The organism is Streptomyces hundungensis (assembly GCF_003627815.1).
GTDB classification, from domain to species: domain Bacteria; phylum Actinomycetota; class Actinomycetes; order Streptomycetales; family Streptomycetaceae; genus Streptomyces; species Streptomyces hundungensis_A.
Window position 1 is genome coordinate 3,242,597 of sequence record NZ_CP032698.1, and the last position, 26,251, is coordinate 3,268,847.

Genomic DNA, 26,251 nt, shown 5'->3' on the forward strand with positions numbered 1-26,251 from the left:
CTCGGCCCGCTATCCCTTGGGGAGGTTGTGCTCGGCCCGCTCGTGGAGCGCGATCCCGGCGGTGACGGAGACGTTGAGGGACTCGGCCGCGGGGTTCATCGGGATCGACACCTTGCCGACCGAGAGCCCCTCGAAGTCGTTGGACGTACCGATCTTCTCGCTGCCGAAGACGAGCGCGAGCCGCTCGTCGATGCCGCGCAGATCCCGGGTGCTGAGCTCCCCCTCCGCGTCGAAGGCGACCAGCCGGATGCCGCTCTCCCGGAAGTAGCCGGTGGCCTCCTCGCGGGTGGCGAGCACGATCGGGAGCGAGAAGACATAGCCCCGGCTCGCCCGGACCAGACGCCGGTCCGCGATGCTGACGAGGTCACTGTCCACGAGCACGATGCCGGCGGCCCCGAGCGCGAAGGACGTCCGCAGGATCGCGCCGATGTTGCCGACGATCTTCACGCCGTCGAGGACGACGAGGTCCCCGCTGGTGGCGGCCAGATCGGCGAAGCGGCACGGCTTCGGTACGCGGACGATGCCGAAGGCCTTGGGCCGCTTCTCGGTCTTGAACACGTGGTTGGCGATCGAGGACTCGATCAGCCGCACCGGAATCTTCCGCTGCTCACACGCCGCGAGCAGCTCGGCGGGGAGCGGGCTGGTCTCGAGCCCGTAGACCTCGATGAAGTCCAGCCCCGCGCCGATGCACTGCATCAGGGGCTCGATGTCCTCGATGAGCGCCGTCTTGACCACGGATCTCGACGGCTTCGTCACGTCGATGATGCGTTGTACAGCGGGATCGGACTTCTCAGTGATGACGGCCAGACTGTTCACCGGGGGATCCTATCGCAGGGGGTTGATCATGGGGCTGGGCCTGGGGGCGGGCTCGGGGGCGGGCCTGGGCCTTGGCCGACTTCGGGGTCGGGGCCTGGGGCGAAGGCCGGGGGTTCTAGGAGCTGGCAGGGCAGGATCTCTGGCTCCGGGAATCGGCGTACGTCACGACCTCCGTCGCTAGGGTGGTCTCTATGACCGCTCTGCCCGACTGGATGCGCCCGCCGCGCGAGGAAGGCTGGTTCGCGGAGGACCTGGACCGCCTCCCCGAGGCGCCTCGCCACACCGAACTCATCGACGGAGCGCTCGTCTTCATGATGTCGCCACAGCGGTCCTGGCACGGCCGCCTCGTCACTGCCTTGACCACCACGCTCACGGCACAGGCGCCGGCCGGCTTCGAGGTCGAGCGGGAGATGACGATCCGCCTCGACGCCCGCAACCGCCCCGAGCCGGACCTCCTGCTGACGGATCTGCCCTACGACCCGGACCGCACCTGGTACTCGCCGGAGCATGTGAAGCTCGTCGTCGAGGCCGTATCCCCCGAGTCGGCCCACCGCGACCGGACGGTGAAACTCCGCAAGTACGCGGAGGCGGGCATCCCGCACTATTGGTGCGTCGAGGACGAGAACGGCGCACCAGTCGTCCACGTCTACGAACTAGACGGACCAACCAGCACCTACGCGCCCGCCGGCATCTTCCGAGGCACCCTGCAACGCCCCGTGCCCTTCGAGATCACCCTGAACCTCAACAGCCTCACACCGCCCCGACGGGGTTGAGAGGCGGCACCGAGCAGAGACAGGAAGCCGGAGGGGACGGGCTCACCGCAGAGCCTCGTCCCTTCCGGGACACCCCGTCCCGCTGTGTCCCCGGGGGGGACGCGACGACTGCACGTTGAAGCGGACTCCACCACAACTCCCTCTGACCTGCGGTTATATGGGCGCATCCCAGCACCATCCAGCACGGGATTCACTGCAAAGTACAAAAAAACGGAAGCGCTAAGACTACGCATCACCGCCCGCCAGACAGACCGCGCAGCACTCCAGACGCTGTAATAGTTTCTGTACTAGACTTGCGCCCATGAAGTCACCCCGCCCCGGCGGCACGGAGAACATCTCCGTCTCGATGCCCTCGGAACTCCTCGGTGCTCTGCGCACACGCACCGGCAAGCGCGGCGTGTCCGCATATGTGACGGCAGCGGTGCGGCATCAGCTCGCCATGGACGGCCTCGCCGAGATCGTGGCCGCCTACGAAGCCGATCACGAGCCGCTGAGCGACGCCGAAGTCCAGGCCGCGCAGAGCGAACTGTTCGGTGACGCACCGGCGCCCTACGCGTCGAACGACAGCGCCGCATGAAGGAGCCTGCGGCCAGGTCCCTGGTGCTCGACTCCCAGGCACTGTCGCTGCTGCTGCGCAACGACCGCCAGATGATCACTCGAATCGAGGCTGCTCGTCGCGTAGGCGTGCCCGTCCTTGTGTCGGCCCTGACCGTGGTGGAGGCCGTCTACGGCAAGACGGACATCGCCCAGCTGCGCTGGCTGCTCTCCCGCCTTCAGGTCCAGGACGTCACCCAGGCGGACAGCCTCACCGCAGTGCAGCTACTGAGCGACGCGGGCGGCCTGCACGGTCACAAGTACGCCATCGACGCCCTCGTCGCCGCGATGGCGCTCCGCTCCCCGGCACCCGTCCTCGTGCTGACCTCGGACCGCGACGACTGGTCGAAGCTGTGCGGCGACCACGTACAGATCAAGGACGTCTGACCTCTCGGCGCTTACTCAGGTTGAATCCACCTACTGATCGACTGCCGCTTCGTAGAAGGCATCCGCGAGAGCGACGATGATCGCGTTGATGGCCGGCCCATCGGTGAAGAAGTAGTCAGCCATCGTGTTGTGGGCGTCCTGGTTGTCTGCGACCGCCTCCGTGACGGCAGCTTGGAAGTCCTGTGACTCCAGGAACTGCTTCTTGGAGTTCACCTTGGTCTGCTGGACCAGGTTTGGGTCAGCCAGCAGCCGCTGCACGAGGCACTGTACGAACTCCCTGATCTGGGAAACAGCGAACGTTTCGGCGCCGAAGAGGTCGTTCATCTTGTCTATGACGATCTGAAGCGCGACGTACTTCGGATCCTTCTTCGCGCCCGTGCCGGCGGCGCTGATGCCCTTCAGCTGCCCGTCGCCCACGAGCGAGATGTCGACCGAGATCGCCTTGTTGTGCTTGACCCCGACCAGCACCACGTCGGAGAGGTCCACGTCGGCCGCCCAAGCGGACTCGGCAATCACCTTCTCCAGCAGGCGCAGGAAGATCGAGAGCGACTCCATGTAGGTATCGCCGTAGTTGACGATCTGGGACATGAAGTCGTAGAGCCGTACGTAGGTGGAGACGTCCTTGCGGAACAGGTCGAGCTCCTGGAGCTTTACTTTGTCTTCCTCCTCGATCGCCCGCGCATAGCGGCGGCGGAAGTCGTACTGCGCCGGGCTGATCGCCGCCGAGAGAGCGTTGTTGCCCTTCCGCGTCACCCACAGTTCGGCGACCTTGCGGACATCGTCCTCGGTGTAGATTCCGGCCTGGGCGAGCTTGTTGGCCAGGTGGACGACGACATACGGGTCGGTCTCGGTCTCCAGAGTCGCGTTCTTGAAGTAGGGCTCGAAGGCCGTCTTGATGTCCTCGGGCTTGTTGGCGAAGTCGATGACGAACGTCTTGCGCTTCTGCTCTCCACCAGCGGTGCGGTGGGTGCGGTTGAGGCGCGAGAGCGTCTGCACGGCGGTGACGCCCGACAGCTTCTTGTCGACGTACATAGCCGTGAGTAAGGGCTGGTCGAACCCGGTCTGGAACTTGTTGGCGACCAGCATGATCTTGTACGTGTCGCCTTTGAACGACTCCGCCAGATCAGCCCCGGCGCCGGGGTTCATATTGGCCTCGGTGAACTCGTCGTCCTTCGACGGCTGCGGACCCCAGTCGCTGTGCCACGTCTCGTCCTCGAGCATCGTCACCCCGCCCGAAAAGGCCACCAGGGTGCGGAAGTTATAGGAGGCGTCCTCGGTGCGGCGCTTACCGATGTAGGCGTCTATCGCCAGCTTGTACTTCACCGCGGACTTGCGGGAGTCGGTCACCACCATGGCCTTCGCCTTGCCTTCGAGGAGGTGGGCGACATTGGCGTGGAAGTGCTCGACGATGATCTGCACCTTCTGGCTGACGTTCGTCGGGTGGAGCTGAACCCACCTCATCAGCCCCTTGCGGGCGGCGACCTCCTCGACCTCTCCCCCGTCACCGCTCTCGGCCCTGCCGGCGATCTTCAGCGCGGTGTCGTAGGACTGATAGCCCTTGAGCACGTCGAGGATGTAGCCCTCCTCGATTGCCTGCTTCATCGAGTACAGGTGGAACTCGCGCGGCTTCCCGTCGAGCCCCTTGCGGCCGAACAGCTCGAGGGTCTTGTTCTTCGGCGTCGCGGTGAAGGCGAAGTAAGAGATATTCTCCGATTCGGCCCGCTCGGTCATCTCCGAAGCCAGCACCGACTCCACATCGACATCCCCGCCCTCCTCGATCTCCTTGAGCTCCTCGGCCGTCAGTGCCTGCTTCAGCTTCGAGGAGATCTGCCCCGACTGGGAGGAGTGCGCCTCATCAGCGATCACGGCGAATCGCTTGCCCTTCAGGCTGGCGTCGGTCCGGATCTCTTCCAGCGCATACGGGAAGGTCTGCACCGTCACCGCGATGATGAGCTCGCCGCTCTTCAACGCCTGCGCCAGCAGACCTGACTTCGACTTCGCGCCGGCCTTGCGGACGTCCTCGGGACTGATCGTCGCGACAATCTTCTTGTTCCCGTCGATCTGCCGGATCGCATCCTGCAACTGGGAATCGAGCACGGTACGGTCCACGACCACGATGACGGAGTCGAAGACCTTCCTGTCGTGGGCATCATGCAGTCGGGCCAACCCATGGGCGGTCCAGGCGATGGTGTTCGTCTTTCCTGACCCGGCCGAGTGCTCGATCAAGTACCGGTGCCCGACACCCTCCTCCTTCACTGCGGCGACGATGTTCGTGACGGCCTCCCACTGGTGGAAGCGCGGGAAGAGCATGCTCGTACGCCGCACCGAGGTGCCGGTGGTGACGTCCCACTCCTCCTTGGTCTGCACGATCATCAGCCGCCCGATGACGTTCAACCAAGCGTGCTTCTCCCAGACGCGTTTCCATAGGTACGCCGTCGCCGACCCATCGTCCGCGCCAGGCGGGTTGCCGGCACCGCTGTCGAAGCCGATGTTGAACGGAAGGAAGTGGGTCTTGTCCCCCTCCAGCTTCGTGGTCATGGCCGCTAGACCGTTGGAGACCGCGAAGTGCACCAGTGCCCGGTGCCCGAATGACAGCAGCGGCTCCGAGCGCCCATTCGTCAGCGGGTTGCGGTCGTGCTTGTACTGATTGATCGCCTCGTCCAGCGACTGGGTGAAGTCGGTTTTCAGCTCCACCGTCGCCACCGGGAGCCCGTTGATGAAGAACACCAGATCGATGGTGCGCTGGTCGGCCGTCGAGAAGTGCACCTGCCGCACCACCCGGACCCGCATCGCCTCGTAGTGCGACACAGTGGTCGCATTGAGCGAGGTATCGGGGCGGAACTGTGCCATCTTTAACCGGCCGCCGCCGATGTATTGCACCCCGTTACGCAGGATGTTCAGCGTCCCGCCGCCGTGCTCCAACGGTTTGTCCAGCGCCGCGGTCAGCACGTCGAGGAATTTCGCCTGCGACCCCGCCGCCTTCAGCGCCTTCTCGTACGCCAGCTTCTGCGTTGACTCCAGCCACGCGAACAGATCCGCCGGGAACAGCGCCCGCTCGCGGTCGTACTCACCACCATCACGGTCATTCTTTGAGTACAGCCAGCCGTGATCCCGCAGGTACTCACAGATCTCCGTCTCGAAGACCACCTCATTGTGGGCAGCCATCACGCCACCCCTCGTACGTCGATCTGCCCCGTCACAGCCGCTGTGATCAGCGCCGATCGACGCTCACGAGCGAGCTCGATGAACCGCTCCGACTCGGCGATGAGCGTGTCGGTTTTCGCGTTCTGCTCGTCGAGATGCGCCACGATGCGGCGCTGCTCTTCGACTGGCGGCAGCGCAAGAGGCAACCGACCGAACATCGCCCAGTTGCGGAAGTCGACACTTCGTTCGCGTACGTTCGGAGCTTGGGTGGCAAGGAAGCCGTTGAGTCCTAGATATCGGAGCAAGCGCGCGACGTATGCCAGATCGTCTCCAGCGGTTGCTTCGCACACGTGATAGACCGGCGTTGCATTCCCGTGGCTATCGGACACTCCCACCGCCCCCGCAAATCCGTCGAGAGCGTGGAACACCAGGTCCCCCGGACGAATTTCTTGGTATCCATGCTCGGTGTTGGAGAAGGTGTAGCCGCCCTCCCGGCGATTGCTTCGAAGGGTCACGACGCCATCGCGAAAGGCAGTAACGACGCCGAGGCCCGCGACCGAGGGACGCGAGAGAGGTCGGAGCGCCCGCTTGACCGTGGTGTGCCGAGCCTGTACTGGCGAGCCCAAGAGGGCATCAGCTTCTGCATCGCGCCGCTCGCGGAGCATCGCGATTAGCCGTTGCTGCTCTTCGACGAGCGTGTCGATGCGGGACGTCTCACGGTCCAGGTATCCGGCGATGGCCCGCTGCTCGGCGCGGTCGGGAATGTAGGCATCGATCGTCTTCAAGACCGAGAACGGCACCTCCGTGGTCCGAACGTTGGCCTGGTCGCCGGCGCCGATTCCCCGCTCGCGCTTGATGAGTTCTTTGGTGAACCACGAAGACTTCATCAGGTACGCGATGAAGTGTGGATCCGTCCCTTCACGTGGTCGCATGACCTCGTAGTGGTAGGTGACCAGCCCGTCCTCTGCCGCGACGCCCATAGCGCCAGAACGGATGCTCATCTTGTTGAAGACAATGTCGTCGGCTCGACACACCTTGTAGTTGTCGAGAGACTCAGCCCGCTGAGGAGCGTCCGTCAACTCGCTCCGCCGGATGACCCCTCGTGACTGGGACACCGACATTAGTGGAAGGTCGACACCCGGGATCCGCTCGTCGATCTTCTCCATTGCGTGGCCGAAGCGCGTCACTGTTCCACCTCTCGCAACAGCTCAAGGATCTTGGAGACCTGCTTCTCCAGGTCTGCATCAATATCGGCGAGCGAACGGGGCGGAACGTACTTGTAGAAGTGCCGCGTGAAGGGGATTTCGTACCCCGTCTTGGTCTTGGCCCAGTCGATCCATGCGTCGGGAACGTGCGGCTTCACTTCCGCGTCGAAGTACGCCTGGATAACTTCGCGCTCCGCTGCCGCGCCGGCTGTCGAGCCGCCGTAGGTGAAGGGCACGTTCTCGGTGTCACGCTTCTTCGAATCGGGCTTCGGCTCACCCTTGCGGTTGACGACAGGGTTCCCGATTTCGTCCAGCAGGGGGCGCTCGACAGCGACCGTCCAATAGCCAAACTCGTCGTTGCGTAGCACCTTGGAGAGCTCGGGATCGGCATCCTCGAAGTCGACGTAAAGCCGCACGACGTCGGCGCGGTCGGCGTCGCTGATCTCGCGTCCCTTAGCTCCGAGGTCTTGCGCATCTTGGACCAGAACGACGTACCGTCGATCAGTTGCACCTTGCCCTGGCGGTCGGGGTGCTTGGTGTTGTCCAGGATCCAGATGTAGGTGGCGATGCCGGTGTTGAAGAACATGTTGGTCGGCAGGGCGACGATCGCTTCGACTAGGTCGTTCTCCAGCAGCCACCGGCGGATGTTGGAGGGGCCGGATTCGGCGGCGCCGTTGAAGAGCGGAGAGCCGTTCATGACGATGCCGACACGGCCGCCGCCGTCCTCGGGTGCTCGCATCTTGTGGGCCAGGTGAAGCAGGAAGAGCATCTGCCCGTCGGAGGTCGCGGGGAGGCCCGGTGCGAAGCGGCCGTAAGGGCCAGCGGAGTCTCGCTCCTCCTTGACCGCTTTGGCGTACTGCTTCCAGTCCACGCCGTAGGGCGGGTTGGACATGCAGTAGTCGAACTGCCGGCCCTTGAAGGCGTCGTCGGTGAGCGTGTTACCGAAGGCGATGTTGGTTGCGTCGTGGCCCTTGGCGAGCAGGTCGGACTTGCAGATGGCGTACGACTGCGGGTTGTACTCCTGGCCGTACAGGCCCAGCTTCGCGTCGGGGTTCCCGGCGAGCAGGTGCTCCTCTGCCAGGGAGAGCATGCCACCGGTGCCCGCGGTGGGGTCGTACAGCGATCGGATGATGCCGCCCTCGGTGAGGTCGACGTCCTTCTCCGCGAAGAGCAGGTCGACCAGCAGCCGGATCGCATCGCGCGGCGTGTAGTGGTCGCCGGAGGTCTCGTTCGCTGCCTCGTTGAACTTGCGGATGATGTATTCGAAGGCGTCGCCCATGTCGGAGTTCGACACCACATCTGGGTGAAGGTCGACCTTGCTGAAGGACTTGACGATCTCGCGCAGGAGCCCGGCCTTCTCCAGGGCCAGGATCTCCTTCTTAAAGTCGAAGTACTCGAACACGTCCACGTCGGCGGAGAACCGGTCGATGTAGTCGGCCAGGTTGTCCGCCAGCCCGTCCGCGTCGGCCAGCAAGTTCGCGAACGAGTAGTTGGAGGTGTTGAAGAAGGTCCGCCCTGTGGCCTTCTTGACCTCGACCTTGAGCCGGTTCGGGTTCTCGAACTTCGTTGCCAGCTCTCGCACCGTCGGACGATCGGGCTCAAGGATGCAGTCGAGTCGCCGCAGGATCGTGAACGGGAGGACAACTGTCCCGTACTGGTTGGGGCGATAGGGCCCCCGAAGCTGGTCAGCGATCGACCAGATGAAGCTACCGAGCGTGCTCACAAGTTCCTCACGAGAATCGTCTAGCAGTGTCGATCACTTTGCCAGAGCCAGCAGCCGCCGTCCCACGGTTCAGCCACCCACCGAGCAGAACCCAGCACCGGCACCGCATCCACGTCCCAGCACGAGCCCAGCACGGTACTGATGACCAGGGATGGCAACAGGTGACGATGGGTCAGCCAACCCAGCACCATCCCAGCACGGGAAGAACTAAGGGCCCGACCCCGAAGGGGCGGGCCCTCTCTGACCTGCATGTTTGCCAGATCAGCGACGTGGTGCGATGTCACCCACTACATGTGGAAGCGGAACGTTCAGCGCAGCGCTCCGACCTGCGAAAACGCGATTCTGAAAGTGGTCACCAGCACCGATCCAGCACGGCGCGAGTCCATCCAGCACATCCAGCACGCCCAACCGCGACGAGGGGAGCCTGGCCACCGCCACGGCATCTATTGTGTACACACGAGACACTCGGTACGCTTGGGCGCATGACGCAGCCGCTGCCCATAGAGTCCATCCGCGACGTGCGCGCACATTTGGCGGAGGTCGTGGAGCGCGCCGACCGCGACGACGTACCCACGGTGATCACGCGCCGGGGCAAGGAAGTCGCCGCCGTGGTGTCCATTGAGGTGCTGCGCAAGTACCAGGAATGGGAAGAGCACGAGATCAACCGGATCATCGACGAGCGCATGGCCAACTCGGCGCCCGGCATCCCGATCGAGGACATCATGAGGGAGACGCTGGCGCGCAGTGAGTGAGTACCGGACCGTCTTCCGACCCGAGGCCCAGGCCGAGCTCCGGAAGATCCCTCGCGACATGGCGCTGCGCATCCTGGCCAAGCTGACCGAGTTGGAAGCCGATCCTCTCGGCTTCAACACCACCGCACTCGTCTCCCAGCCCGAACGTCGCCGCCTCCGCGTCGGCGACTACCGCGTCGTCTACACGATCGACAACGGGAAACTGGTGATTTGGGTTGTGCACGTCGGACACCGGTCCACTGTTTACGAGACCTGATTGCCACTGACTCCACGTCAGAATATCCAGCACCTATCCAGCACGGGGACGACGAAGGGGTCGGGCTCACCGAAGCCCGACCCCTCCTGACCTGCATGCTTGACGAACTACCTAACATGCGGCAACGACGCGACTACACGTTGAACCGAAACTCCACCACGTCCCCGTCCTGCATCACATAGTCCTTGCCCTCCATGCGCGCCTTGCCGCGCGCACGCGCTTCCGCCACGGAGCCCGCTTCGATCAGGTCGGCGAAGGAGACGACCTCCGCCTTGATGAAGCCCTTCTGGAAGTCGGTGTGGATGACACCGGCCGCCTCGGGGGCCGTGGCGCCCTGGGGGATGGTCCAGGCCCTGGTTTCCTTGGGGCCGGCCGTCAGGTAGGTCTGGAGGCCCAGGGTGGCGAAGCCGACGCGGCCCAGGGTGGCGAGGCCGGGCTCCTCCTGGCCCATGGACTGGAGGAGTTCGAGCGCCTCGTCGTCGTCCAGCTCGATCAGCTCGGACTCGATCTTCGCGTTCAGGAAGATCGCCTCCGCGGGGGCGACCAGCGCGCGCTGCTCGTTCTTGAAGTCCTCGTCGACCAGCTCGTCCTCGTCCACGTTGAAGACGTACAGGAAGGGCTTGGTGGTCAGCAGGTGCAGCTCGTGCAGCAGGTCGCCCTGCTCGGTGCCCTTGGTGATGCCGTGCGAGAAGAGGGTGTCGCCCGCCTCGAGGATCTTCTGCGCCTTCTCGACCGCCGCCAGGACCGCGACCTTCTCCTTCTGGAGGCGGGACTCCTTCGTCAGGCGCGGCACCGCCTTCTCGACGGACTGGAGGTCGGCGAGGATCAGCTCGGTGTTGATCGTCTCGATGTCGTCCTTCGGGGACACCTTGCCGTCGACGTGGACGACGTTCTCGTCCTTGAAGGCGCGGATGACCTGGCAGATCGCGTCCGACTCGCGGATGTTGGCGAGGAACTTGTTGCCCAGGCCCTCGCCCTCGCTCGCGCCGCGCACGATGCCGGCGATGTCGACGAAGTCGACCGTGGCGGGCAGGATCCGCTGGGAGTTGAAGACCTCGGCGAGCTGGGCCAGGCGGGGGTCGGGGACGCCGACGACGCCGACGTTCGGCTCGATGGTGGCGAACGGGTAGTTGGCCGCCAGTACGTCGTTCTTGGTCAGGGCGTTGAACAGGGTCGACTTGCCGACATTCGGCAGACCGACGATTCCGATCGTGAGCGACACGTGGCGACTTCCCGGTACGAGGGCGGTGGACGGTCCTGAGAGTGGACCGTCCACCAGTTTACGGGCGCGCGATCCCGGCCGTGACGGCCCGGGTTCCCGGACGCGCGAGGGCGCCCAGGACGGCCCCGGACCCTCGAACGCACGGGCAAGCTCGACCAAAGGGCACGGGCAATGGGCGTGTCCAATGGATGGTTACTACCCCGTCGCGACCTACGTTGGTCCGGTGGAGCAATACAGGACGCGCACCCCCCAGCCCGGACAGCGAGCACGGACATCGGCACCGGGAGCCTCCCGGGCGCCACTCGGCGTGCCCGGGGCGGCGGCGAGCGGCGCGGCGGCGACCGGTGAGAGTGCCGCCGTCTACCGCGCGGCCGGCCGCACCCGCCCGGTGCCGCCCCTCGTCCTCGCGCTGCGCAGACTGCCCTCCCCCCGGCTCACCGGGCTCGGCGGCGGGCTGTTCGCCGCCGCCCTGATGTTCGCGCTCGGCACCCTGGACTGGCTGCTCTTCGACGGTTCGCCGGCGGTGTACGGGGTGCTGTTCCTGCCGGTCTGCGCGGTGACCGCGCTCTGGGTGCGGGCCGCCGACCTGGTGACGGCCCCGATCTGCGTCCCCATCGCCTTCGCGGTGGGGATCGTCCCGGTCGCGGGCGGCACCGGCGGCTTCGGCGGGCAGGCGATGGCCGTGGTCACCGCCCTCGCCCTGCACGCGGGCTGGCTCTACGCGGGAACCCTGGTCGCCGGAGTGATCGCCAGTGTGCGGAAGCTGCGGCTCATGGGTCGCCGACGCGCCCTGGCCAAGCCCGCGGGCCCGGCCCGGCGCTGACCCTGCCACGGTCCACCCCGGCCACACCGCGAGCCCAGCCCGGCGCTGACCCTGCCACGGTCCCCGTTATGTTTTTCGCGGTCCTGCAAGAGGGCCGCTGGCCTCCGGGCCCGGTATGACTGTGTCCCCCTGTCGAAGGCATGACCTGGGGGGTGGTGTCACCGGGTCCGGGGGTGTTCGTCGGAGACGCTGATGAGAGGTCCGGCCACCGTCCGGTCCGGCGCAATGCCGGACAGTTCGCGGGCGGCAGGTCTGCATAACGTGGATGCGCGAGCACGACACCCGAGCCGAGGCCGGCACCGTCAACTCCCCCGGAAGGGCGCGATGTTCGAGATCGAAGACGTGGGCGTGTTCCTCGGCCTGGACGTCGGCAAGTCCACCCATCACGGACACGGGCTCACCCCGACCGGGAAGAAGATCTGCGATAAGCCGCTGCCCAACAGCGAGCCGAAGCTGCGGACCGTGTTCGACAAGCTGACCGCGAAGTTCGGCACCGTCCTGGTCATCGTGGACCAGCCCGCCTCCATCGGCGCGCTGCCCCTGGCCGTCGCCCGCGACGCCGGCTGCCGCGTCGCCTACCTGCCCGGCCTGGCAATGCGACGGATCGCCGACCTTTACCCCGGCGAGGCCAAGACCGACGCCAAGGACGCGGCCGTCATTGCCGACGCCGCACGAACCATGCCCCACACCCTGCGCTCGCTCGAACTGACCGACGAGATCACCGCCGAGCTGACCGTCCTGACCGGCTTCGACCAGGATCTGGCCGCCGAGGCCACCCGCACCAGCAACCGGATACGCGGCCTGCTCACCCAGTTCCACCCGTCGCTGGAACGGGTCCTGGGACCCCGCCTGGACCACCAGGCCGTGACCTGGCTCCTGGAACGTCACGGATCCCCGGCCGCTCTGCGCAAAGCCGGCCGACGCCGCCTCGTCGAGCTGATCCGGCCCAAGGCCCCGCGCATGGCCGCACGGCTGATCGACGACGTCTTCGACGCCCTGGACGAGCAGACCGTGATCGTTCCCGGCACCGGCACCCTCGACATCGTGGTCCCGTCCCTGGCCCGCTCGCTCGCCGCCGTCCACGAACAGCGCCGGGCCCTGGAAGCCCAGATCAACACCCTGCTGGAGGCCCACCCTCTTTCCCAGGTCCTGACCTCGATGCCCGGCGTCGGCGTCAGGACCGCCGCAGTCCTGCTGACCACCGTCGGCGACGGCACCAACTTCCCCACCGCCGCCCACCTCGCCTCCTACGCCGGCCTCGCTCCGGCCACCCGGCAATCCGGAACCTCAATCCACGGCGAACACGCACCCCGAGGCGGCAACCGGCAGCTCAAACGCGCAATGTTCCTGTCCGCCTTCGCCTGCATGAACGCCGACCCCGCCTCCCGGACCTACTACGACAAGCAACGCGCCCGCGGCAAGACCCACACACAAGCCCTCCTCCGCCTCGCCCGCCAACGCATCAGCGTCCTGTTCGCCATGCTCCGCGACGGCACCTTCTACGAGTCCCGGACAACGAATCACGTCGAACTCGCCGCATAACCCACCACCCGAACCACCCCAAACCCGACAGGAATGCCTTGACGAACGACATAGAGGCACCCCCCCCTAGCCACACCGCGGGCCCGGCCCGGCGCTGACCCCAGCGCGCACCCTGCCCGAAGGCCCGGCCCGGCGCTGACCCTGCCACGGCCCACCCCCGCTCAGCGGCCCCCGCCGCCATCCCCGCCCCCACGATCCCCGCGTCGTTCTGGAGCTGCGCCGGGACGATCTCCGCCTCGATGCCCTCGATCAGGGGGAGGAACTTGGCGGCCTTGCGGCTGACCCCGCCGCCGATGATGAACAGGTCGGGCGAGAAGAGCATCTCCACATGGGCCAGGTACTTCTGGACCCGGCGTGCCCAGTGCGGCCAGCTCAGGTCCTCGTCCTCCTTGACCTTCGTCGAGGCGTGCTTCTCCGCGTCGTGGCCGTGCAGCTCCAGATGGCCGAGCTCGGTGTTGGGGACGAGGTGGCCGTCGGTGAAGACCGCGCTGCCGATGCCCGTACCGAAGGTCAGCAGGATCACCGTGCCCGTGCGGCCCCGGCCCGCGCCGACGCGCATCTCGGCGACGCCGGCCGCGTCCGCGTCGTTCAGGACGGTGACTGGCACACCCGCCAGGCGTTCGCCGAGCAGCCGGGCCGCGTCCACGCCCACCCACTCCTTGGAGACGTTCGCGGCCGTACGCACGGTGTTCGCGGTGACCACCCCGGGGAAGGTGACGCCCACCGGGCCGGACCAGCCGAAGTGCGCCACGACCTCCGCGACGCCGTCCGCGACCGCTTCCGGGGTCGCGGGGTGGGGGGTCAGTACTTTGTGGCGCTCCTGCGCGAGCGTGCCCCGCTCCAGGTCGACCGGGGCACCCTTGATGCCGGTTCCGCCGATGTCCACTCCGAACACGTTCCTCATGGCGTTCATGAGATCCACCGTACGGGCGGTCGCGCGGCGGGACGTACTGGGCGCTACTCGCCCGCGAGCTGGGCGGCCTCGGCGCGCAGGTCGCGGCGGAGCTCCTTGGGCAGCGAGAAGGTGATCGACTCGTCCGCCGTCTTCACCGTCTCGACGTCGCCGTAGCCGCGCTGGGCCAGCCACTCCAGTACGCCGTCGACCAGGACGTCCGGCACGGAGGCGCCGGAGGTGAGGCCGACCGTGGTGACGCCCTCCAGCCAGGCCTCGTCGATCTCGTCCGCGAAGTCCACCAGGTGGGCGGCGGGGGCGCCCGCGTCCAGGGCGACCTCGACCATGCGGATCGAGTTGGAGGAGTTCTTGGAGCCGACGACGATGACCAGCTCGGCGTCCTCGGCGAGCTTCTTCACGGCGACCTGGCGGTTCTGCGTGGCGTAGCAGATGTCGTCGCTGGGCGGCGAGAGCAGGTTGGGGAACTTGTTCTTGAGGGCGCCGACCGTCTCCATCGTCTCGTCGACGGAGAGCGTGGTCTGGGAGAGCCAGACGACCTTCGACTCGTCACGGACCTCGACGTTCGCCACGTCGTCCGGGCCGTCGACCAGGGTGATGTGGTCCGGGGCCTCGCCGGAGGTGCCGATGACCTCCTCGTGGCCCTCGTGGCCGATCAGGAGGATGTCGTAGTCCTCCTTCGCGTACCGCACGGCCTCCTTGTGGACCTTGGTGACCAGCGGGCACGTCGCGTCGATGGTGGCCAGCTTGCGCTCGGCGGCCTCCGCGTGGACGGTCGGGGCCACGCCGTGGGCGGAGAACATCACGATGGAGCCCTCGGGCACCTCCGCGGTCCGCTCGACGAAGATCGCGCCCTTCTTCTCCAGGGTCTGCACGACGTACTTGTTGTGGACGATCTCGTGCCGGACGTAGATCGGCGCCCCGTACTGCTCCAGGGCCTTCTCCACGGCGATCACGGCTCGGTCCACGCCCGCGCAGTAGCCACGGGGAGCGGCGAGCAGGACGCGGCGGGAAGCAGCAGTAGTCATGTCGTCCATGGTAGGGGCTGGCGCCGACAGCCCCGCCGACCCGCACGCCGGACGCCCCGCGCCCGACCGGCGTGCCCACGGGGACGCCCCGCGCCCGACCGGCGACCCACGGCAGCGCCCCGCCCGACCGGCGTGCCCCGCGGGCCAAAGATCGCCCGGCCGGTGAGACTGGCCGCATGAGTGGCGTACGCGAGGAGCACGAGGACCCGGGCCGCCCCCGCCGCACGGACGGCGCCGGCCCGGACGACGGGGTCGCGGGGACCGGGCAGCTACGGCGGAGCCTCGGCTTCCGTGATCTGGTGGTGTACGGGCTGCTGTTCATCGCCCCCATGGCCCCGGTCGGCATCTTCGGCACCCTGGACGCCAAGTCGCACGGCGCCGTGGCGCTGGTCTACCTGGTGGCCACGGTCGCGATGGGGTTCACCGCGTTCAGCTACGCCCAGATGGTGCGGGTCGTCCCGCTGGCCGGGTCGGTGTTCGCGTACGCGCGCACGGCGCTCGGCGAGGGGCCGGGCTTCATCGCCGGGTGGATGGCGATGCTCGACTATCTGCTCATCCCGGCCGTCGCCTATCTCTTCTCCGGCATCGCGATGAACTCCCTCGTGCCGTCCGTGTCGCGCTGGGTGTGGACGGCGATCGCGGTGGTGATCACGACCCTGCTCAACCTGTGGGGCGTACGGGCCGCGGCCCGGGTCGGCTTCGCGGTGCTCGCCATGGAGATCGTGGTGCTGCTCGTCTTCGTGGTGTCGGCGGTGGTGGTGCTCGTACGCGACGGCGCGCAGCGCGGCTGGCTGACGCCGCTGACCGGGGACGCCGGGTTCACGCTCGGCGCGGTGCTCGGCGCGGTGTCCGTCGCGGTCCTTTCCTATCTGGGCTTCGACGCGATCGCCACGTTCGCCGAGGAGGTGACCGGGGGCTCGGCGAAGGTGGCGCGGGCGGTGCTGTTCTGCCTGGTGCTCGCCGGGTCCCTGTTCGTCGTGCAGTCGTATCTGGCGGCGCTGCTCGAACCGATGTCGTCGGCGCAGCTCGCGGCCGATCCGGTCAAGCAGGGCTCGGCGTTCTACGACACGGTCGAGACCTCGGTCGGCGGCTGGCTGCACACCCTGGTCGCGGTGAGCAAGGCGATCGGGGCGGCGTTCGCGGCGCTCGCCGGACAGGCCGCGGCGGGCCGGCTCGTCTTCGCCATGGCCCGCGACCGACGCCTTCCGCGCGTGCTGGCGCGGACCGATTCGGGGGTGCCGCGCGCGGCGCTGCTGCTCGCCGCGGCGGTCACGCTGATCGCCGCGGTGTGGGCGGCCCGGCGCGACGACGGCATGGACCATCTCGTCTCCGTGGTCGACATGGGGGCGCTGACCGCGTTCTTCCTGCTGCACGTCTCCGTCGTCGCCTGGTACGCGGTGCGCCGCATGGAGGGCGCCCCCGACTGGCTGAGCCATGTGGTGGTTCCGGTGCTCGGCGCGGCCGTCATCGTCGCGGTGGTCTGGGAGGCGACGGCCACCGCCCAGCTCGTCGGGCTCGGCTGGCTGGCGGTGGGGCTCGTGGTCCTCGCCATGCAGTGGGGCCGCCGCTCCGGCCCGGACCCGCGGCCGCCGGCGCGGGGCGGGAGTGTCGGTGGCGCGGGCTAGCCTGCGTACATGGCTCTGAATACGAGTGCGGACGCGCCGCTCCCCGTCGGCGAGGTGTCCCGCCTCATCGGGGGGTGGATCAACCGCCTCGGGGCGGTCTGGGTGGAGGGGCAGATCACCCAGCTCTCGCGGCGGCCCGGCGCGGGCGTGGTGTTCCTGACCCTGCGCGATCCCTCGCACGACATCTCGGTGGGCGTCACCTGCTACCGCCAGGTCTTCGACGCCGTCGCGGACGTCGTGTCCGAGGGCGCGCGCGTCGTCGTGCACGCCAAGCCCGAGTGGTACGCGCCGCGCGGTCAGCTCTCGCTGCGGGCGGTGGAGATACGGCCGGTCGGCATCGGTGAACTGCTCGCCAGACTGGAGCAGTTGAAGCGCACGCTGGCCTCCGAGGGCCTGTTCGCCCTGGACCGCAAGCGCCAACTGCCGTTCCTGCCGCAGCTCGTGGGTCTTGTGGTGGGCCGGGCCTCGGCGGCCGAGCGGGACGTCCTGGAGAACGCCCGGCGGCGCTGGCCCGCGGTGCGCTTCGAGGTGCGCAACGTGGCGGTGCAGGGGGTGCACGCGGTGCCCCAGGTGGTGCGGGCCGTGCGCGAGCTCGACGAGCTGCCGGACGTGGACGTGATCATCGTGGCGCGCGGCGGCGGCAGCGTGGAGGACCTGCTGCCCTTCTCCGACGAGGAGCTCGTACGGGCGGTCGCCCAGTGCCGTACGCCCGTGGTGTCCGCGATCGGCCACGAGCCGGACGCGCCGCTGCTCGACCTGGTCGCGGACGTGCGCGCCTCCACCCCCACCGACGCGGCCAAGAAGGTCGTGCCGGACGTCGGCGAGGAGCTCGACCGGGTCCGGATGCTGCGGGACCGGGCGCGCCGTCATGTCCGGGGCCTGGTCGACCGCGAGGAGCGGGGCCTGGCGGGGATGCTGGCCCGGCCCTGGATGGAGCGTCCGCACCGCATGGTGGACGACCGGGCCGACGAGGTGGACGCGCTGCTGCACCGCTCGCGCCGGGTGCTCGGCCATCTCCTCGACCGGGCCGACTCGGAGCTCTCGCACACCCACGCCCGGGTGGTGGCGCTGTCCCCCGCGGCCACCCTGGAGCGGGGGTACGCGGTGCTCCAGCGGGCCGGCGGCGAGGTGGTCCGCTCCCCCGGCGAGGTGGCCCCCGGCGAGGAGTTGCGCGCCCGGGTGGCCGAGGGCGAACTGCACGTCACTGTCGTACCGCGGACATAGGGTGGATCGCATGGCCAAGACGGACGAGGCCGCGTCGGGTGACGCGGCACTGGGGTACGAGCAGGCGCGGGACGAGCTGATCGACGTCGTACGGCGGCTCGAAGCCGGGGGCACCACCCTGGAGGAGTCCCTCGCGCTGTGGGAGCGGGGCGAGGAGCTGGCGAAGGTGTGCCACCGCTGGCTGGAGGGCGCCCGGGCCCGCCTCGACGCGGCGCTGGCGGAGCCGGCCGAGCAGGAGTGACACCCCGGGCCCGGCGGCCCCGGGCCCATGGGGGAGCATGGGGGCACCGACTCACAGTTCTCGCTGTGAGGCTGGTCACCCTGAAGATAGCTTAGTTGAAAGCTAATACAAATCGGCGTACGGTCGAGTCATCGCTTGATCAGCCGCCCGGAAGGTGTTTCTCAGATGTCCCTCGTTCTTGACCCCGCCGCCCAGGACCTCCTCTTCCGCGAGGCCCGCACCGCCAACACGTTCACGGACGAGCCGGTGACCGACGAGCAGGTCCAGGCCATCTACGACCTGGTCAAGTACGGCCCGACCGCCTTCAACCAGTCGCCGCTGCGCGTCACCCTGGTCCGCTCCCCCGAGGCCCGCGAGCGCCTGGTGCAGCACATGGCCGAGGGCAACCGCCCGAAGACCGCCACCGCGCCGCTCGTGGCGATCCTCTCCGCGGACAACGAGTTCCACGAGGAGCTCCCGGCCCTCTTCCCGCACTTCCCCGCCGCCAAGGACGCCTTCTTCTCGGAGCGCTCGGTCCGCGAGGGTGCCGCCCTGCTCAACAGCGCGCTCCAGGCCGCGTACTTCATCGTCGGCGTCCGCGCCGCCGGCCTGGCCGCGGGCCCGATGACCGGGTTCGACTTCGCCGGTGTGCAGAAGGAGTTCCTGGACGACGACCACACCCCGCTGATGATCGTCAACATCGGCAAGCCGGGCGACGACGCGTGGTTCCCGCGCAGCCCGCGCCTGGCGTACGAGGACGTCGTCACCACCGTCTGACGACAACCCCCCTCGGCCGGGGGTCCGGGGGTTGCCCCCGGGAAGACACAGTCCGCGCAGCCCGCGCCTGGCGTACGAGGACGTCGTCACCACCGTCTGAGCCTGTGTACGGAAGCTCGGCGGCACCGCCGCCCGAGCCGCCTGCCAACACCAAGGGCCCCGCACCTTCCCGGTGCGGGGCCCTCGGCGTGCGCGGTGGCAGGCGGGGTGTCGTCGCGGTCAGCCCGTCGCGGTCTTCGGCTCCTTCTTCGACTCCAGGGATCCGGCCATCGTCACCAGCTGCTCATACGGTGCCGTGCCGGTCACCACGGTCGTGGAGCCCTGGTCCTGGCGGACGAGGGCGTCGTACTTGGGGCCGTCCCAGAAGGTCCAGGTCGCGCCCCCGATCTTCTGGGACTTCTCGGTCCTGGTCGCCTTCTTGCTGACCTCGGCGACGTACTTCTCGAAGGGCGCGGTCGACTGCTCGACGGCCACGTACTGGTTCTGCGGGTCGAGGAAGCCCAGGTGCCAGGCGTTGTTCTTGGCGCCGTCGTACGACACCGAGGTCGCCCGCCACTTCTCCTGGTCGGGCAGGCCGACCGGGGCCGCCACCGGGTAGGGCGCGGCCCTGCGCACGGTCGACAGCTCGACCTTGTAGTCGACCGGCTTGAGCGGAGGGGCATCCGATTCGTCGTGCGGGATGAACACATAGGCCACAGCCGCCGCGATGCCGATCACCGCCAGCGACTGAAGCATGTTCCGGACTGTCTGCTTGCTGCTGCGCGTTCCTGCCACGAACCCATGGTCTCAGGTCATGTCGCCGCTCATACGTGGGCCCCTCTGCTCAATTTGTCGACGTACGGATAGAGTCCTAGCACCCTCTTTATCCTGCGGCCGTCGCCGTACAGAAAGGTGCGCTCCGATGACCGAGCATCATCTGCCGTCCGAACTCGAGGTCTCCCCCGAGGCTCCGGACCGCAACCTGGCCCTTGAGCTCGTCCGGGTCACCGAGGCGGCCGCCATGGCCGCCGGCCGCTGGGTCGGCCGCGGGGACAAGATCGGCGCGGACGGCGCCGCGGTCAACGCCATGCGGACCCTCGTCTCCACCGTGTCGATGAACGGCATCGTCGTCATCGGTGAGGGCGAGAAGGACGAAGCCCCCATGCTCTACAACGGGGAGCGCATCGGCGACGGCACCGGACCCGAGGTCGACATCGCGGTCGACCCGATCGACGGCACCACCCTGAACGCCAAGGGCATGCCCAACGCGATCGCCGTGCTGGCGGCCGCGGACCGGGGCGCCATGTTCGACCCGTCCGCCGTCTTCTACATGGACAAGCTGGTCACGGGCCCCGAGGCGGCCGACTTCGTCGACATCAACGCCCCGGTGTCGGTGAACATCCGCCGGGTGGCCAAGGCCAAGAAGTCCTCGCCCGAGGACGTCACCGTGGTCATCCTCGACCGCCCCCGCCACGAGGGCATCGTCAAGGAGATCCGGGAGACCGGCGCACGCATCAAGTTCATCTCGGACGGCGACGTCGCCGGTTCGATCATGGCCGTGCGCGAGGGCACCGGCGTCGACCTGCTCATGGGCATCGGCGGCACCCCCGAAGGCATCATCTCGGCCTGCGCGATCAAGTGCCTGGGCGGTGTGATCCAGGGCAAGCTGTGGCCCAAGGACGAGGCCGAGCGTCAGCGCGCGATCGACGCCGGGCACGACCTGGACCGTACGCTCTCCACGAACGACCTGGTCAGCGGCGACAACGTGTTCTTCGTCGCCACCGGCATCACCGACGGCGAGCTGCTGCGCGGGGTCCGCTACCGCGCGGAGACCGCGACGACCCAGTCGCTCGTGATGCGCTCGAAGTCGGGCACGATCCGCCAGATCGACTCGACGCACCGCCTGTCCAAGCTGCGCGCGTACAGCCAGATCGACTTCGACCGGGCCAAGTAGCCCTGGAAGTACGGCAGTTCGTACGTAGGTGAAGGGGCGTCCCCGTTGTGCGGCGGGGGCACCCCTTCACGCACGCAGAGCTATGCGGCGGACGCGGACTTCTTCAGCTCGATCTCGCGACGACGGCGGCGGGCGATCACCACCCGGCGTTCGGCGGCGGTCAGGCCGCCCCACACCCCGTACGGCTCGGGCATCAGCAGGGCGTGCTCGCGGCACTCCACCATCACCGGACACCGGGCGCAGACCCGCTTGGCGGCCTCCTCGCGGGAGAGCCGGGCGGCCGTCGGTTCCTTGGAGGGGGCGAAGAACAGGCCCGCCTCGTCCCGGCGGCAGACCGCCTCCGCGTGCCACGGGCCCGCCTGGTCCTCCCGGGCTGGACCACGCTGCGGCGGAACGGCGGCGACCTGCAAGGAATGATGCGGCGGATGCAGCACGGCCTACTCCTGACGACGGCTTCGCGAGCGAGCGACGATGGAAAAGTCCCTACCCGCTGTACGCGGGCCTATGCACTGAGTTCCGGAGGCCGGAACTGCGCTCGGTTGCGCGATGGCCTGAACTCGGCGCCGCCGCGCGCCGATTCGGGGTCAGGAGCCCAGGTGCTTGCGGAGCCGGCCGTGGAGATCGGCGATGAGCTTGCCCCGCTTCGGCTTCGCCTCGATGTTGCCGAAGACGGAATAACCATTGACGACGACGACCGGGGCCTCGGGATCGCCGGCCTCCAGGGTGTGCACCTCGAAGTTGCCGAAGATTCCGGTGCCGCTGCCGCGCAGGCTCAGATTCTCCGGGACCCGCACCTCCACATTTCCGAAAATCGCGGTGGCGTTGATGACCGTCAGACGCTGTTCGAAGAGCGCTTCGGTGAGGTCGATCTCCACATTCCCGAACAGGGCGAAGGCATTGGTGCGCCGGCCGACCCGCCAGCGGCCCTTGCGGGTGGAGCTGGAGAACACCGCGATCATGTTCTCGGCGTCGACGGGCGTGTCCGTCTCCAGCGTCTCGCGCGGCCCGGCGGCGGCCGCCGGGCGGGGCCGGTCCCCGTGCACGGGCAAGTCCTTGACCAGGGGCTCCAGTTCGGCGACGGTCTTGGCCCGGTAGACCGCGTCGATGCGCTCGGAGTGCTCCGTGGCGTCGAGCCGGCCCTCGGCCAGCGCGTCGCGCAGGATGTCGGCGATCCGGTCCCGGTCGGCGTCGGAGGCCCGCAGCGCGGGGAGCTCGGCGGGCGGGGCGGGAGCGGCCTTGGCGGGCTCCGCGGGGGCCGGCTGAGCGTGCTTTTCGAGGTCCACGGAGGCAGCGTACCCAAACGCGATAGATCGCGACTAGCCGCGGGACGGTACGAGCCGACCGGACGGGGACGGACCGGAGAGGGGCGACTGAGCCCTACCTCACAGCTTCGCCGTCCGGGCGGCGGCATACGCTGGTGGGCGCTGTGCCAATGGAGGTACAGCAGCGTCTGCCGAGTGAGGAATGGCCGCAATGTCCCTTGTCCCCCGCCCGCCCAGCCCGGCGTTTCAGTACTCCGACCTTCTCCCCCTAGGAAAGGACACCACGCCGTACCGCCTGGTGACCGCCGAGGGCGTCTCCACCTTCGAGGCCGACGGTCGTACGTTCCTCAAGGTCGACCCGCAGGCGCTGCGCACGCTGGCCGCCGAGGCGATCCACGACATCCAGCACTACCTCCGCCCGGCCCACCTGGCCCAGCTCCGGAAGATCATCGACGACCCGGAGGCCTCGGGCAACGACAAGTTCGTCGCGCTCGACCTCCTGAAGAACGCGAACATCGCCGCGGCGGGCGTCCTGCCGATGTGCCAGGACACCGGCACCGCGATCGTCATGGGCAAGCGCGGGCAGAACGTGCTCACCGAGGGCGGCGACGAGGAAGCGCTCTCGCGCGGCATCTACGACGCGTACACCAAGCTGAACCTGCGGTACTCGCAGATGGCGCCCCTGACCATGTGGGACGAGAAGAACACCGGCTCGAACCTGCCCGCGCAGATCGAGCTGTACGCGACCGACGGCGGCGCCTATAAGTTCCTCTTCATGGCCAAGGGCGGCGGCTCGGCCAACAAGTCGTTCCTCTACCAGGAGACCAAGGCGGTCCTCAACGAGGCCTCCATGATGAAGTTCCTGGAGGAGAAGATCCGCTCGCTCGGCACCGCCGCGTGCCCGCCGTACCACCTCGCGATCGTGGTGGGCGGCACCAGCGCCGAGTTCGCGCTCAAGACCGCGAAGTACGCCTCCGCGCACTACCTGGACGAACTCCCCTCCGAGGGCTCGGAGTTGGGCCACGGCTTCCGCGACGAGGAGCTGGAGAAGAAGGTCTTCGAGCTCACCCAGAAGATCGGCATCGGCGCCCAGTTCGGCGGCAAGTACTTCTGCCACGACGTGCGCGTGGTCCGTCTGCCGCGGCACGGCGCCTCGCTGCCCGTCGCGATCGCCGTGTCCTGCTCGGCCGACCGTCAGGCCGTCGCGAAGATCACCGCCGAGGGCGTCTTCCTGGAGCAGCTGGAGACCGACCCGGCTCGCTTCCTGCCGGAGACGACGGACGAGCACCTCTCCACCGAAGGCGATGTCGTGCGCATCGACCTCAACCAGCCGATGGACGCGATCCTCGCCGAGCTCACCAAGCACCCGGTCAAGACCCGGCTCTCGCTGACCGGCCCGCTGGTCGTGGCCCGCGACATCGCGCACGCCAAGATCAAGGAGCGGCTCGACGCGGGCGAGGAGATGCCGCAGTACTTGAAGGACCACCCGGTGTACTACGCGGGCCCGGCCAAGACCCCCGAGGGGTACGCGTCCGGTTCGTTCGGCCCGACCACGGCCGGCCGGATGGACTCCTACGTCGAGCAGTTCCAGGCGGCCGGCGGCTCCAAGGTGATGCTGGCCAAGGGCAACCGCAGCAAGCAGGTCACCGACGCCTGTGACGCGCACGGCGGGTTCTACCTCGGCTCGATCGGTGGTCCGGCCGCGCGGCTCGCGCAGGACTGCATCAAGAAGGTCGAGGTCGTCGAGTACGAGGAGCTCGGCATGGAGGCGGTGTGGAAGATCGAGGTCGAGGACTTCCCGGCGTTCGTCGTCGTCGACGACAAGGGCAATGACTTCTTCCAGGCTCCCGCCGAGCCGCCGACGTTCCTGAACATCCCCGTGCGGGGCGCCGGACAGGCCTGATCCGCTACGGGCGCCCGCGCACGGCACCACCACCCCCGCCGGACAACCGGAGCGCGAATAGGGCCCAAAGTCCCTAAGAATCCGGTGAATTGGCCGCCTATCCTGGCATGTGTCCGCAATCACCCCGGCCGCCGCATCGGCCGGGGAGGTTCAACCACCGGGAGGGGTGGCGCAGTTGGGGTGGTTCAGGGGGCCCGGCGGTTTACTGACGGGGTTCGGCCGGTCGTTGCTCAGACGTCGCGCGAAGGCGTCGCCGACGGCCGACGCGATGGTCGGTGCGGCGGGGCACGTGGTGACGCCGATTCCCAGGGGCGGCTACGGCGAAGTGCTGTTCTCCGTGGGCGGCCGGCCGCTCAAGTACGCGGCGCGGGCGCACACTCCGCTCGCCCTGGGCGCCCGCGTCCGGGTGTCGTCGGCGCTGTCGCCCTCGGCCATCGAGGTGGCCCGCCTCGGCCCCGCCGCGGACGGCTGTCCGTGACGGGGCCGGGCGGCGGGTCTCAGGCGAAGCGCTGGCTCGCGGTGCCGTCGCAGGGCCGCAGGGTGAGCGGGTCCTTGGCGGCGCCGAGCGTGGCGCACAGACCGGTCGCCGCGGCCGGGCGCAGACCGCCCGACTGGCGCACCCACTCCTGGTTGGCGGCGCCCGAGCAGTTCCAGATGATCAGCTTGGCGCCGGCGGTGTAGTTCGCCCCCGGCACGTCCAGACAGCGGTCCTGGGTGAGCTGGGTGTGCACGGACTTGCGGTCGGCGTCGTACCACCAGCCCTGGTTGCGCCCGCCGTGGCAGTCCCAGCCGATGACGGCCGTGCCGTTGGCGCTGGTCGAGGCGGTGACGTCGAGACAGCTGCCGGTCGCCTCGTTCTTCAGCGGCCGGTAGGCGTCGTCCCAGGCCAGGGTCTGGAGCGTCGGGGTGCCGGTGGAGGCGGGGTCGGCACAACTGCCTTCCGTGGCACCGGAGTCGTAGAGCTGAGTGAGGCAGGAGGCGAAGGCGCCGTGGCCCCGGTAGTTGGGGTGGAAGGACTGGCGGACCGAGTTCTCGTCCGGCAGTCCGGGCTTGGAGAGGTCGATGTAGAGGCCCCGGGCCCAGGCGTCCTCCATGCACACCTCGTGGCCGTTGAAGAGGCGCGAGTTGTCGAGGTAGGTCACTCCGGTGTCCTTGGCCACCTTGCGCATGCCGACCTCGAAGGCGGGCACCGCGGTGTTGCGCCCCCACACGGTGTCGGAGTCGTAGCCGAGGCCGCCGCACACCAGCTTGCCGGGGAAGTTCGGGTCGTCGTGGAAGTCGGGGCCGATCGGGCTCGGGTAGCCCATCACGACGAGCTTGTACGAGCCGTCGGCGTAACCCGCGTCGCGCATCACGGTCTTGAGGTCGTTCACGGTCCCCTCGACCTTGGGCACCAGCGCGTCGACGCGGCCCTGCCAGCCGGGCTCGTACTTCGACTGGCACGCGCCCTGGAGCAGCAGATAGCGCTCGACGCAGTCGGTCATGACCGGGCCGAACTGGAGGTCGTCGTTGGCTCCGGCGACCAGGAGCACCATCTTGATGCGGGTGTTGCGCGCCTTGATGGCGAGGCTGTCGCTCTGCACGAGTTCGTCGGCGTACTGCTTGGACCCGCCGATCCTGATGTTTCCGGTGTACGCGCCCGAACAGGCCACGTTGTACGTCTCGTCGGCCGGGATGCCGGTGCGGTGGATGGCGGAGTCGGGCGAGCGGTGGCACCAGTTGTCGGGGCCGTTGGTGCCGGCCTCGTAGCTGCCGACGCCCTCGCCGGAGATCTCGCTGTCGCCCAGCGAGATCAGGCCGGTCCTGCGGTCGGCCATGGCGCGCTCGGCGGGGTCGCCGTAGAGCCGGGTGGCCTCGGCCGCGCGGATCTTCTCCAGTTCGGGCGGGAGCGGAGTGGACCGGACGGACGGGGCGGACGCGGCGTGCGCGCCGCTCGCGCCGGCCGCCATGCCCGCGAACGCGGCCGCCGCGGCGACGGTGGCCGCGAACGTACAGCGAAGTCTGTGCCTCTTGCGCGTCATTACGCCTCCCTGGTGGGCTCCCCGGGAGTACGGGGTCGTCCCCCGGGAAAATGCAGCCCCCCGGTATTTACTGGCCGGTAAGGCATGTTGGGAATAGGTAGAACAAGACAA

General features: G+C 68.3%; 23 protein-coding genes and 2 pseudogenes. 14 read left to right on the plus strand and 11 right to left on the minus strand.

Going from position 1 to position 26,251, the window contains the following annotated elements:
* Positions 1 to 9: 9 nt before the first annotated feature.
* Complete coding sequence (gene nshR, locus DWB77_RS14310) at positions 10 to 816, minus strand: NshR/TsnR family 23S rRNA methyltransferase (RefSeq protein ID WP_120721644.1); 807 nt, start codon at positions 814 to 816, stop codon at positions 10 to 12.
* 191 nt (positions 817 to 1,007) lie between these two features.
* Between nshR and DWB77_RS14315 the strand changes: the two genes are divergently transcribed.
* The 3 genes from DWB77_RS14315 to DWB77_RS14325 all read left to right on the plus strand — a co-directional run bounded on the left by DWB77_RS14315 (position 1,008) and on the right by DWB77_RS14325 (position 2,570).
* A complete protein-coding gene (locus tag DWB77_RS14315) occupies positions 1,008 to 1,589 on the plus strand; it encodes a Uma2 family endonuclease (protein WP_120721645.1) in 582 nt (193 codons plus the stop codon).
* A 301-nt stretch (positions 1,590 to 1,890) separates the two neighbouring features.
* Positions 1,891 to 2,166: a hypothetical protein gene (locus DWB77_RS14320; RefSeq protein WP_120721646.1), complete on the plus strand. Its 276-nt coding sequence runs from the start codon at positions 1,891 to 1,893 to the stop codon at positions 2,164 to 2,166.
* Positions 2,163 to 2,570, plus strand: coding sequence for a PIN domain-containing protein (locus DWB77_RS14325; protein ID WP_120721647.1), 408 nt, complete (start codon positions 2,163 to 2,165; stop codon positions 2,568 to 2,570). Before DWB77_RS14320 ends, DWB77_RS14325 begins: the two co-directional genes overlap by 4 nt.
* Before the next feature lie 30 nt (positions 2,571 to 2,600).
* Here DWB77_RS14325 and DWB77_RS14330 read toward each other — a convergent pair whose 3' ends face one another.
* The 3 genes and pseudogenes from DWB77_RS14330 to DWB77_RS14340 form a co-directional block, all read right to left on the minus strand.
* Complete coding sequence (locus DWB77_RS14330; protein WP_120721648.1) at positions 2,601 to 5,735, minus strand: type I restriction endonuclease subunit R; 3,135 nt, start codon at positions 5,733 to 5,735, stop codon at positions 2,601 to 2,603.
* Positions 5,735 to 6,880, minus strand: a complete 1,146-nt coding sequence (locus DWB77_RS38435; protein ID WP_216826851.1) for a hypothetical protein — start codon at positions 6,878 to 6,880, stop codon at positions 5,735 to 5,737. The genes DWB77_RS14330 and DWB77_RS38435 overlap by 1 nt, the downstream gene beginning before the upstream one ends.
* Positions 6,881 to 6,897: 17 nt before the next feature.
* A pseudogene (locus tag DWB77_RS14340) lies at positions 6,898 to 8,642 on the minus strand (type I restriction-modification system subunit M).
* A 482-nt stretch (positions 8,643 to 9,124) separates the two neighbouring features.
* On the opposite strand from DWB77_RS14340, the gene DWB77_RS14345 reads away from it, so the two are divergent.
* Both DWB77_RS14345 and DWB77_RS14350 read left to right on the plus strand, forming a co-directional pair.
* On the plus strand, positions 9,125 to 9,394 hold the full coding sequence (locus DWB77_RS14345; RefSeq protein WP_120721649.1) for a type II toxin-antitoxin system Phd/YefM family antitoxin: 270 nt from the start codon (positions 9,125 to 9,127) through the stop codon (positions 9,392 to 9,394).
* Positions 9,387 to 9,650, plus strand: a complete 264-nt coding sequence (locus DWB77_RS14350; protein WP_120721650.1) for a type II toxin-antitoxin system RelE family toxin — start codon at positions 9,387 to 9,389, stop codon at positions 9,648 to 9,650. Before DWB77_RS14345 ends, DWB77_RS14350 begins: the two co-directional genes overlap by 8 nt.
* Before the next feature lie 133 nt (positions 9,651 to 9,783).
* Here the strand turns inward: DWB77_RS14350 and ychF are convergent, their stop codons facing one another.
* Positions 9,784 to 10,872: a redox-regulated ATPase YchF gene (gene ychF / locus DWB77_RS14355; protein WP_120721651.1), complete on the minus strand. Its 1,089-nt coding sequence runs from the start codon at positions 10,870 to 10,872 to the stop codon at positions 9,784 to 9,786.
* Positions 10,873 to 11,095: 223 nt separating this feature from the next.
* Here ychF and DWB77_RS14360 point away from each other — a divergent pair, with 223 nt between their 5' ends.
* Together DWB77_RS14360 and DWB77_RS14365 are read left to right on the plus strand one after the other, a co-directional pair.
* Positions 11,096 to 11,695 (plus strand): DUF6542 domain-containing protein, encoded by a 600-nt coding sequence (locus tag DWB77_RS14360; RefSeq protein WP_120727776.1) that lies wholly within the window; start codon positions 11,096 to 11,098, stop codon positions 11,693 to 11,695.
* Between the two features lie 324 nt (positions 11,696 to 12,019).
* Positions 12,020 to 13,237, plus strand: a complete 1,218-nt coding sequence (locus DWB77_RS14365) for an IS110 family transposase (RefSeq protein ID WP_120721652.1) — start codon at positions 12,020 to 12,022, stop codon at positions 13,235 to 13,237.
* Positions 13,238 to 13,400: 163 nt separating this feature from the next.
* On the opposite strand, the pseudogene ppgK reads toward DWB77_RS14365, so the two are convergent.
* Together ppgK and DWB77_RS14375 are read right to left on the minus strand one after the other, a co-directional pair.
* Positions 13,401 to 14,141 (minus strand): annotated as a pseudogene (gene ppgK / locus DWB77_RS14370) (polyphosphate--glucose phosphotransferase); the annotation flags it as partial.
* A gap of 53 nt (positions 14,142 to 14,194) precedes the next feature.
* Positions 14,195 to 15,175 (minus strand): 4-hydroxy-3-methylbut-2-enyl diphosphate reductase, encoded by a 981-nt coding sequence (locus tag DWB77_RS14375; RefSeq protein ID WP_120721653.1) that lies wholly within the window; start codon positions 15,173 to 15,175, stop codon positions 14,195 to 14,197.
* 176 nt (positions 15,176 to 15,351) lie between these two features.
* Between DWB77_RS14375 and DWB77_RS14380 the strand changes: the two genes are divergently transcribed.
* The 4 genes from DWB77_RS14380 to DWB77_RS14395 all read left to right on the plus strand — a co-directional run bounded on the left by DWB77_RS14380 (position 15,352) and on the right by DWB77_RS14395 (position 19,021).
* The gene (locus DWB77_RS14380) at positions 15,352 to 16,800 is read left to right on the plus strand and encodes an APC family permease (protein ID WP_120721654.1); all 1,449 of its coding nucleotides are present in this window, start codon (positions 15,352 to 15,354) and stop codon (positions 16,798 to 16,800) included.
* A gap of 9 nt (positions 16,801 to 16,809) precedes the next feature.
* Complete coding sequence (xseA, locus tag DWB77_RS14385; RefSeq protein WP_120721655.1) at positions 16,810 to 18,024, plus strand: exodeoxyribonuclease VII large subunit; 1,215 nt, start codon at positions 16,810 to 16,812, stop codon at positions 18,022 to 18,024.
* 10 nt (positions 18,025 to 18,034) lie between these two features.
* On the plus strand, positions 18,035 to 18,265 hold the full coding sequence (locus DWB77_RS14390) for an exodeoxyribonuclease VII small subunit (protein WP_120721656.1): 231 nt from the start codon (positions 18,035 to 18,037) through the stop codon (positions 18,263 to 18,265).
* 165 nt (positions 18,266 to 18,430) lie between these two features.
* Positions 18,431 to 19,021 carry a malonic semialdehyde reductase gene (locus DWB77_RS14395; RefSeq protein ID WP_120721657.1) on the plus strand — a complete coding sequence of 197 codons (591 nt, stop codon included), beginning with the start codon at positions 18,431 to 18,433 and terminating at the stop codon, positions 19,019 to 19,021.
* Positions 19,022 to 19,240: 219 nt separating this feature from the next.
* Here DWB77_RS14395 and DWB77_RS14400 read toward each other — a convergent pair whose 3' ends face one another.
* Positions 19,241 to 19,795, minus strand: coding sequence for a DUF4245 domain-containing protein (locus DWB77_RS14400; protein ID WP_120721658.1), 555 nt, complete (start codon positions 19,793 to 19,795; stop codon positions 19,241 to 19,243).
* 127 nt (positions 19,796 to 19,922) lie between these two features.
* Between DWB77_RS14400 and glpX the strand changes: the two genes are divergently transcribed.
* Positions 19,923 to 20,954, plus strand: coding sequence for a class II fructose-bisphosphatase (glpX, locus tag DWB77_RS14405; RefSeq protein ID WP_120721659.1), 1,032 nt, complete (start codon positions 19,923 to 19,925; stop codon positions 20,952 to 20,954).
* Between the two features lie 80 nt (positions 20,955 to 21,034).
* Here the strand turns inward: glpX and DWB77_RS14410 are convergent, their stop codons facing one another.
* Entirely contained in the window at positions 21,035 to 21,388 is a 354-nt protein-coding gene (locus DWB77_RS14410; protein ID WP_120721660.1) for a WhiB family transcriptional regulator, read from the minus strand.
* 150 nt (positions 21,389 to 21,538) lie between these two features.
* Complete coding sequence (locus DWB77_RS14415) at positions 21,539 to 22,237, minus strand: DUF1707 SHOCT-like domain-containing protein (protein ID WP_120721661.1); 699 nt, start codon at positions 22,235 to 22,237, stop codon at positions 21,539 to 21,541.
* 190 nt (positions 22,238 to 22,427) lie between these two features.
* On the opposite strand from DWB77_RS14415, the gene DWB77_RS14420 reads away from it, so the two are divergent.
* Together DWB77_RS14420 and DWB77_RS14425 are read left to right on the plus strand one after the other, a co-directional pair.
* Positions 22,428 to 24,119: a fumarate hydratase gene (locus DWB77_RS14420; protein ID WP_120721662.1), complete on the plus strand. Its 1,692-nt coding sequence runs from the start codon at positions 22,428 to 22,430 to the stop codon at positions 24,117 to 24,119.
* A 226-nt stretch (positions 24,120 to 24,345) separates the two neighbouring features.
* On the plus strand, positions 24,346 to 24,597 hold the full coding sequence (locus DWB77_RS14425; protein ID WP_162952531.1) for a hypothetical protein: 252 nt from the start codon (positions 24,346 to 24,348) through the stop codon (positions 24,595 to 24,597).
* A 19-nt stretch (positions 24,598 to 24,616) separates the two neighbouring features.
* Here DWB77_RS14425 and DWB77_RS14430 read toward each other — a convergent pair whose 3' ends face one another.
* Positions 24,617 to 26,140: a ricin-type beta-trefoil lectin domain protein gene (locus DWB77_RS14430; RefSeq protein ID WP_120721664.1), complete on the minus strand. Its 1,524-nt coding sequence runs from the start codon at positions 26,138 to 26,140 to the stop codon at positions 24,617 to 24,619.
* Positions 26,141 to 26,251 lie beyond the last annotated feature (111 nt).

Excerpts from the sequence above, each read along its gene's own strand:
- DWB77_RS14315 (WP_120721645.1), top strand. The coding sequence starts at position 1,008 with ATGACCGCTCTGCCCGACTGGATGCGCCCGCCGCGCGAGGAAGGCTGG.
- DWB77_RS14320 (WP_120721646.1), top strand. The coding sequence starts at position 1,891 with ATGAAGTCACCCCGCCCCGGCGGCACGGAGAACATCTCCGTCTCGATG.
- DWB77_RS14325 (WP_120721647.1), top strand. The coding sequence starts at position 2,163 with ATGAAGGAGCCTGCGGCCAGGTCCCTGGTGCTCGACTCCCAGGCACTG.
- DWB77_RS14330 (WP_120721648.1), bottom strand. The coding sequence starts at position 5,735 with ATGGCTGCCCACAATGAGGTGGTCTTCGAGACGGAGATCTGTGAGTAC.
- DWB77_RS38435 (WP_216826851.1), bottom strand. The coding sequence starts at position 6,880 with ATGGAGAAGATCGACGAGCGGATCCCGGGTGTCGACCTTCCACTAATG.
- DWB77_RS14345 (WP_120721649.1), top strand. The coding sequence starts at position 9,125 with ATGACGCAGCCGCTGCCCATAGAGTCCATCCGCGACGTGCGCGCACAT.
- DWB77_RS14365 (WP_120721652.1), top strand. The coding sequence starts at position 12,020 with ATGTTCGAGATCGAAGACGTGGGCGTGTTCCTCGGCCTGGACGTCGGC.
- DWB77_RS14375 (WP_120721653.1), bottom strand. The coding sequence starts at position 15,175 with ATGACTACTGCTGCTTCCCGCCGCGTCCTGCTCGCCGCTCCCCGTGGC.
- DWB77_RS14380 (WP_120721654.1), top strand. The coding sequence starts at position 15,352 with ATGAGTGGCGTACGCGAGGAGCACGAGGACCCGGGCCGCCCCCGCCGC.
- xseA (WP_120721655.1), top strand. The coding sequence starts at position 16,810 with ATGGCTCTGAATACGAGTGCGGACGCGCCGCTCCCCGTCGGCGAGGTG.
- DWB77_RS14390 (WP_120721656.1), top strand. The coding sequence starts at position 18,035 with ATGGCCAAGACGGACGAGGCCGCGTCGGGTGACGCGGCACTGGGGTAC.
- DWB77_RS14395 (WP_120721657.1), top strand. The coding sequence starts at position 18,431 with ATGTCCCTCGTTCTTGACCCCGCCGCCCAGGACCTCCTCTTCCGCGAG.
- glpX (WP_120721659.1), top strand. The coding sequence starts at position 19,923 with ATGACCGAGCATCATCTGCCGTCCGAACTCGAGGTCTCCCCCGAGGCT.
- DWB77_RS14420 (WP_120721662.1), top strand. The coding sequence starts at position 22,428 with ATGTCCCTTGTCCCCCGCCCGCCCAGCCCGGCGTTTCAGTACTCCGAC.
- DWB77_RS14430 (WP_120721664.1), bottom strand. The coding sequence starts at position 26,140 with ATGACGCGCAAGAGGCACAGACTTCGCTGTACGTTCGCGGCCACCGTC.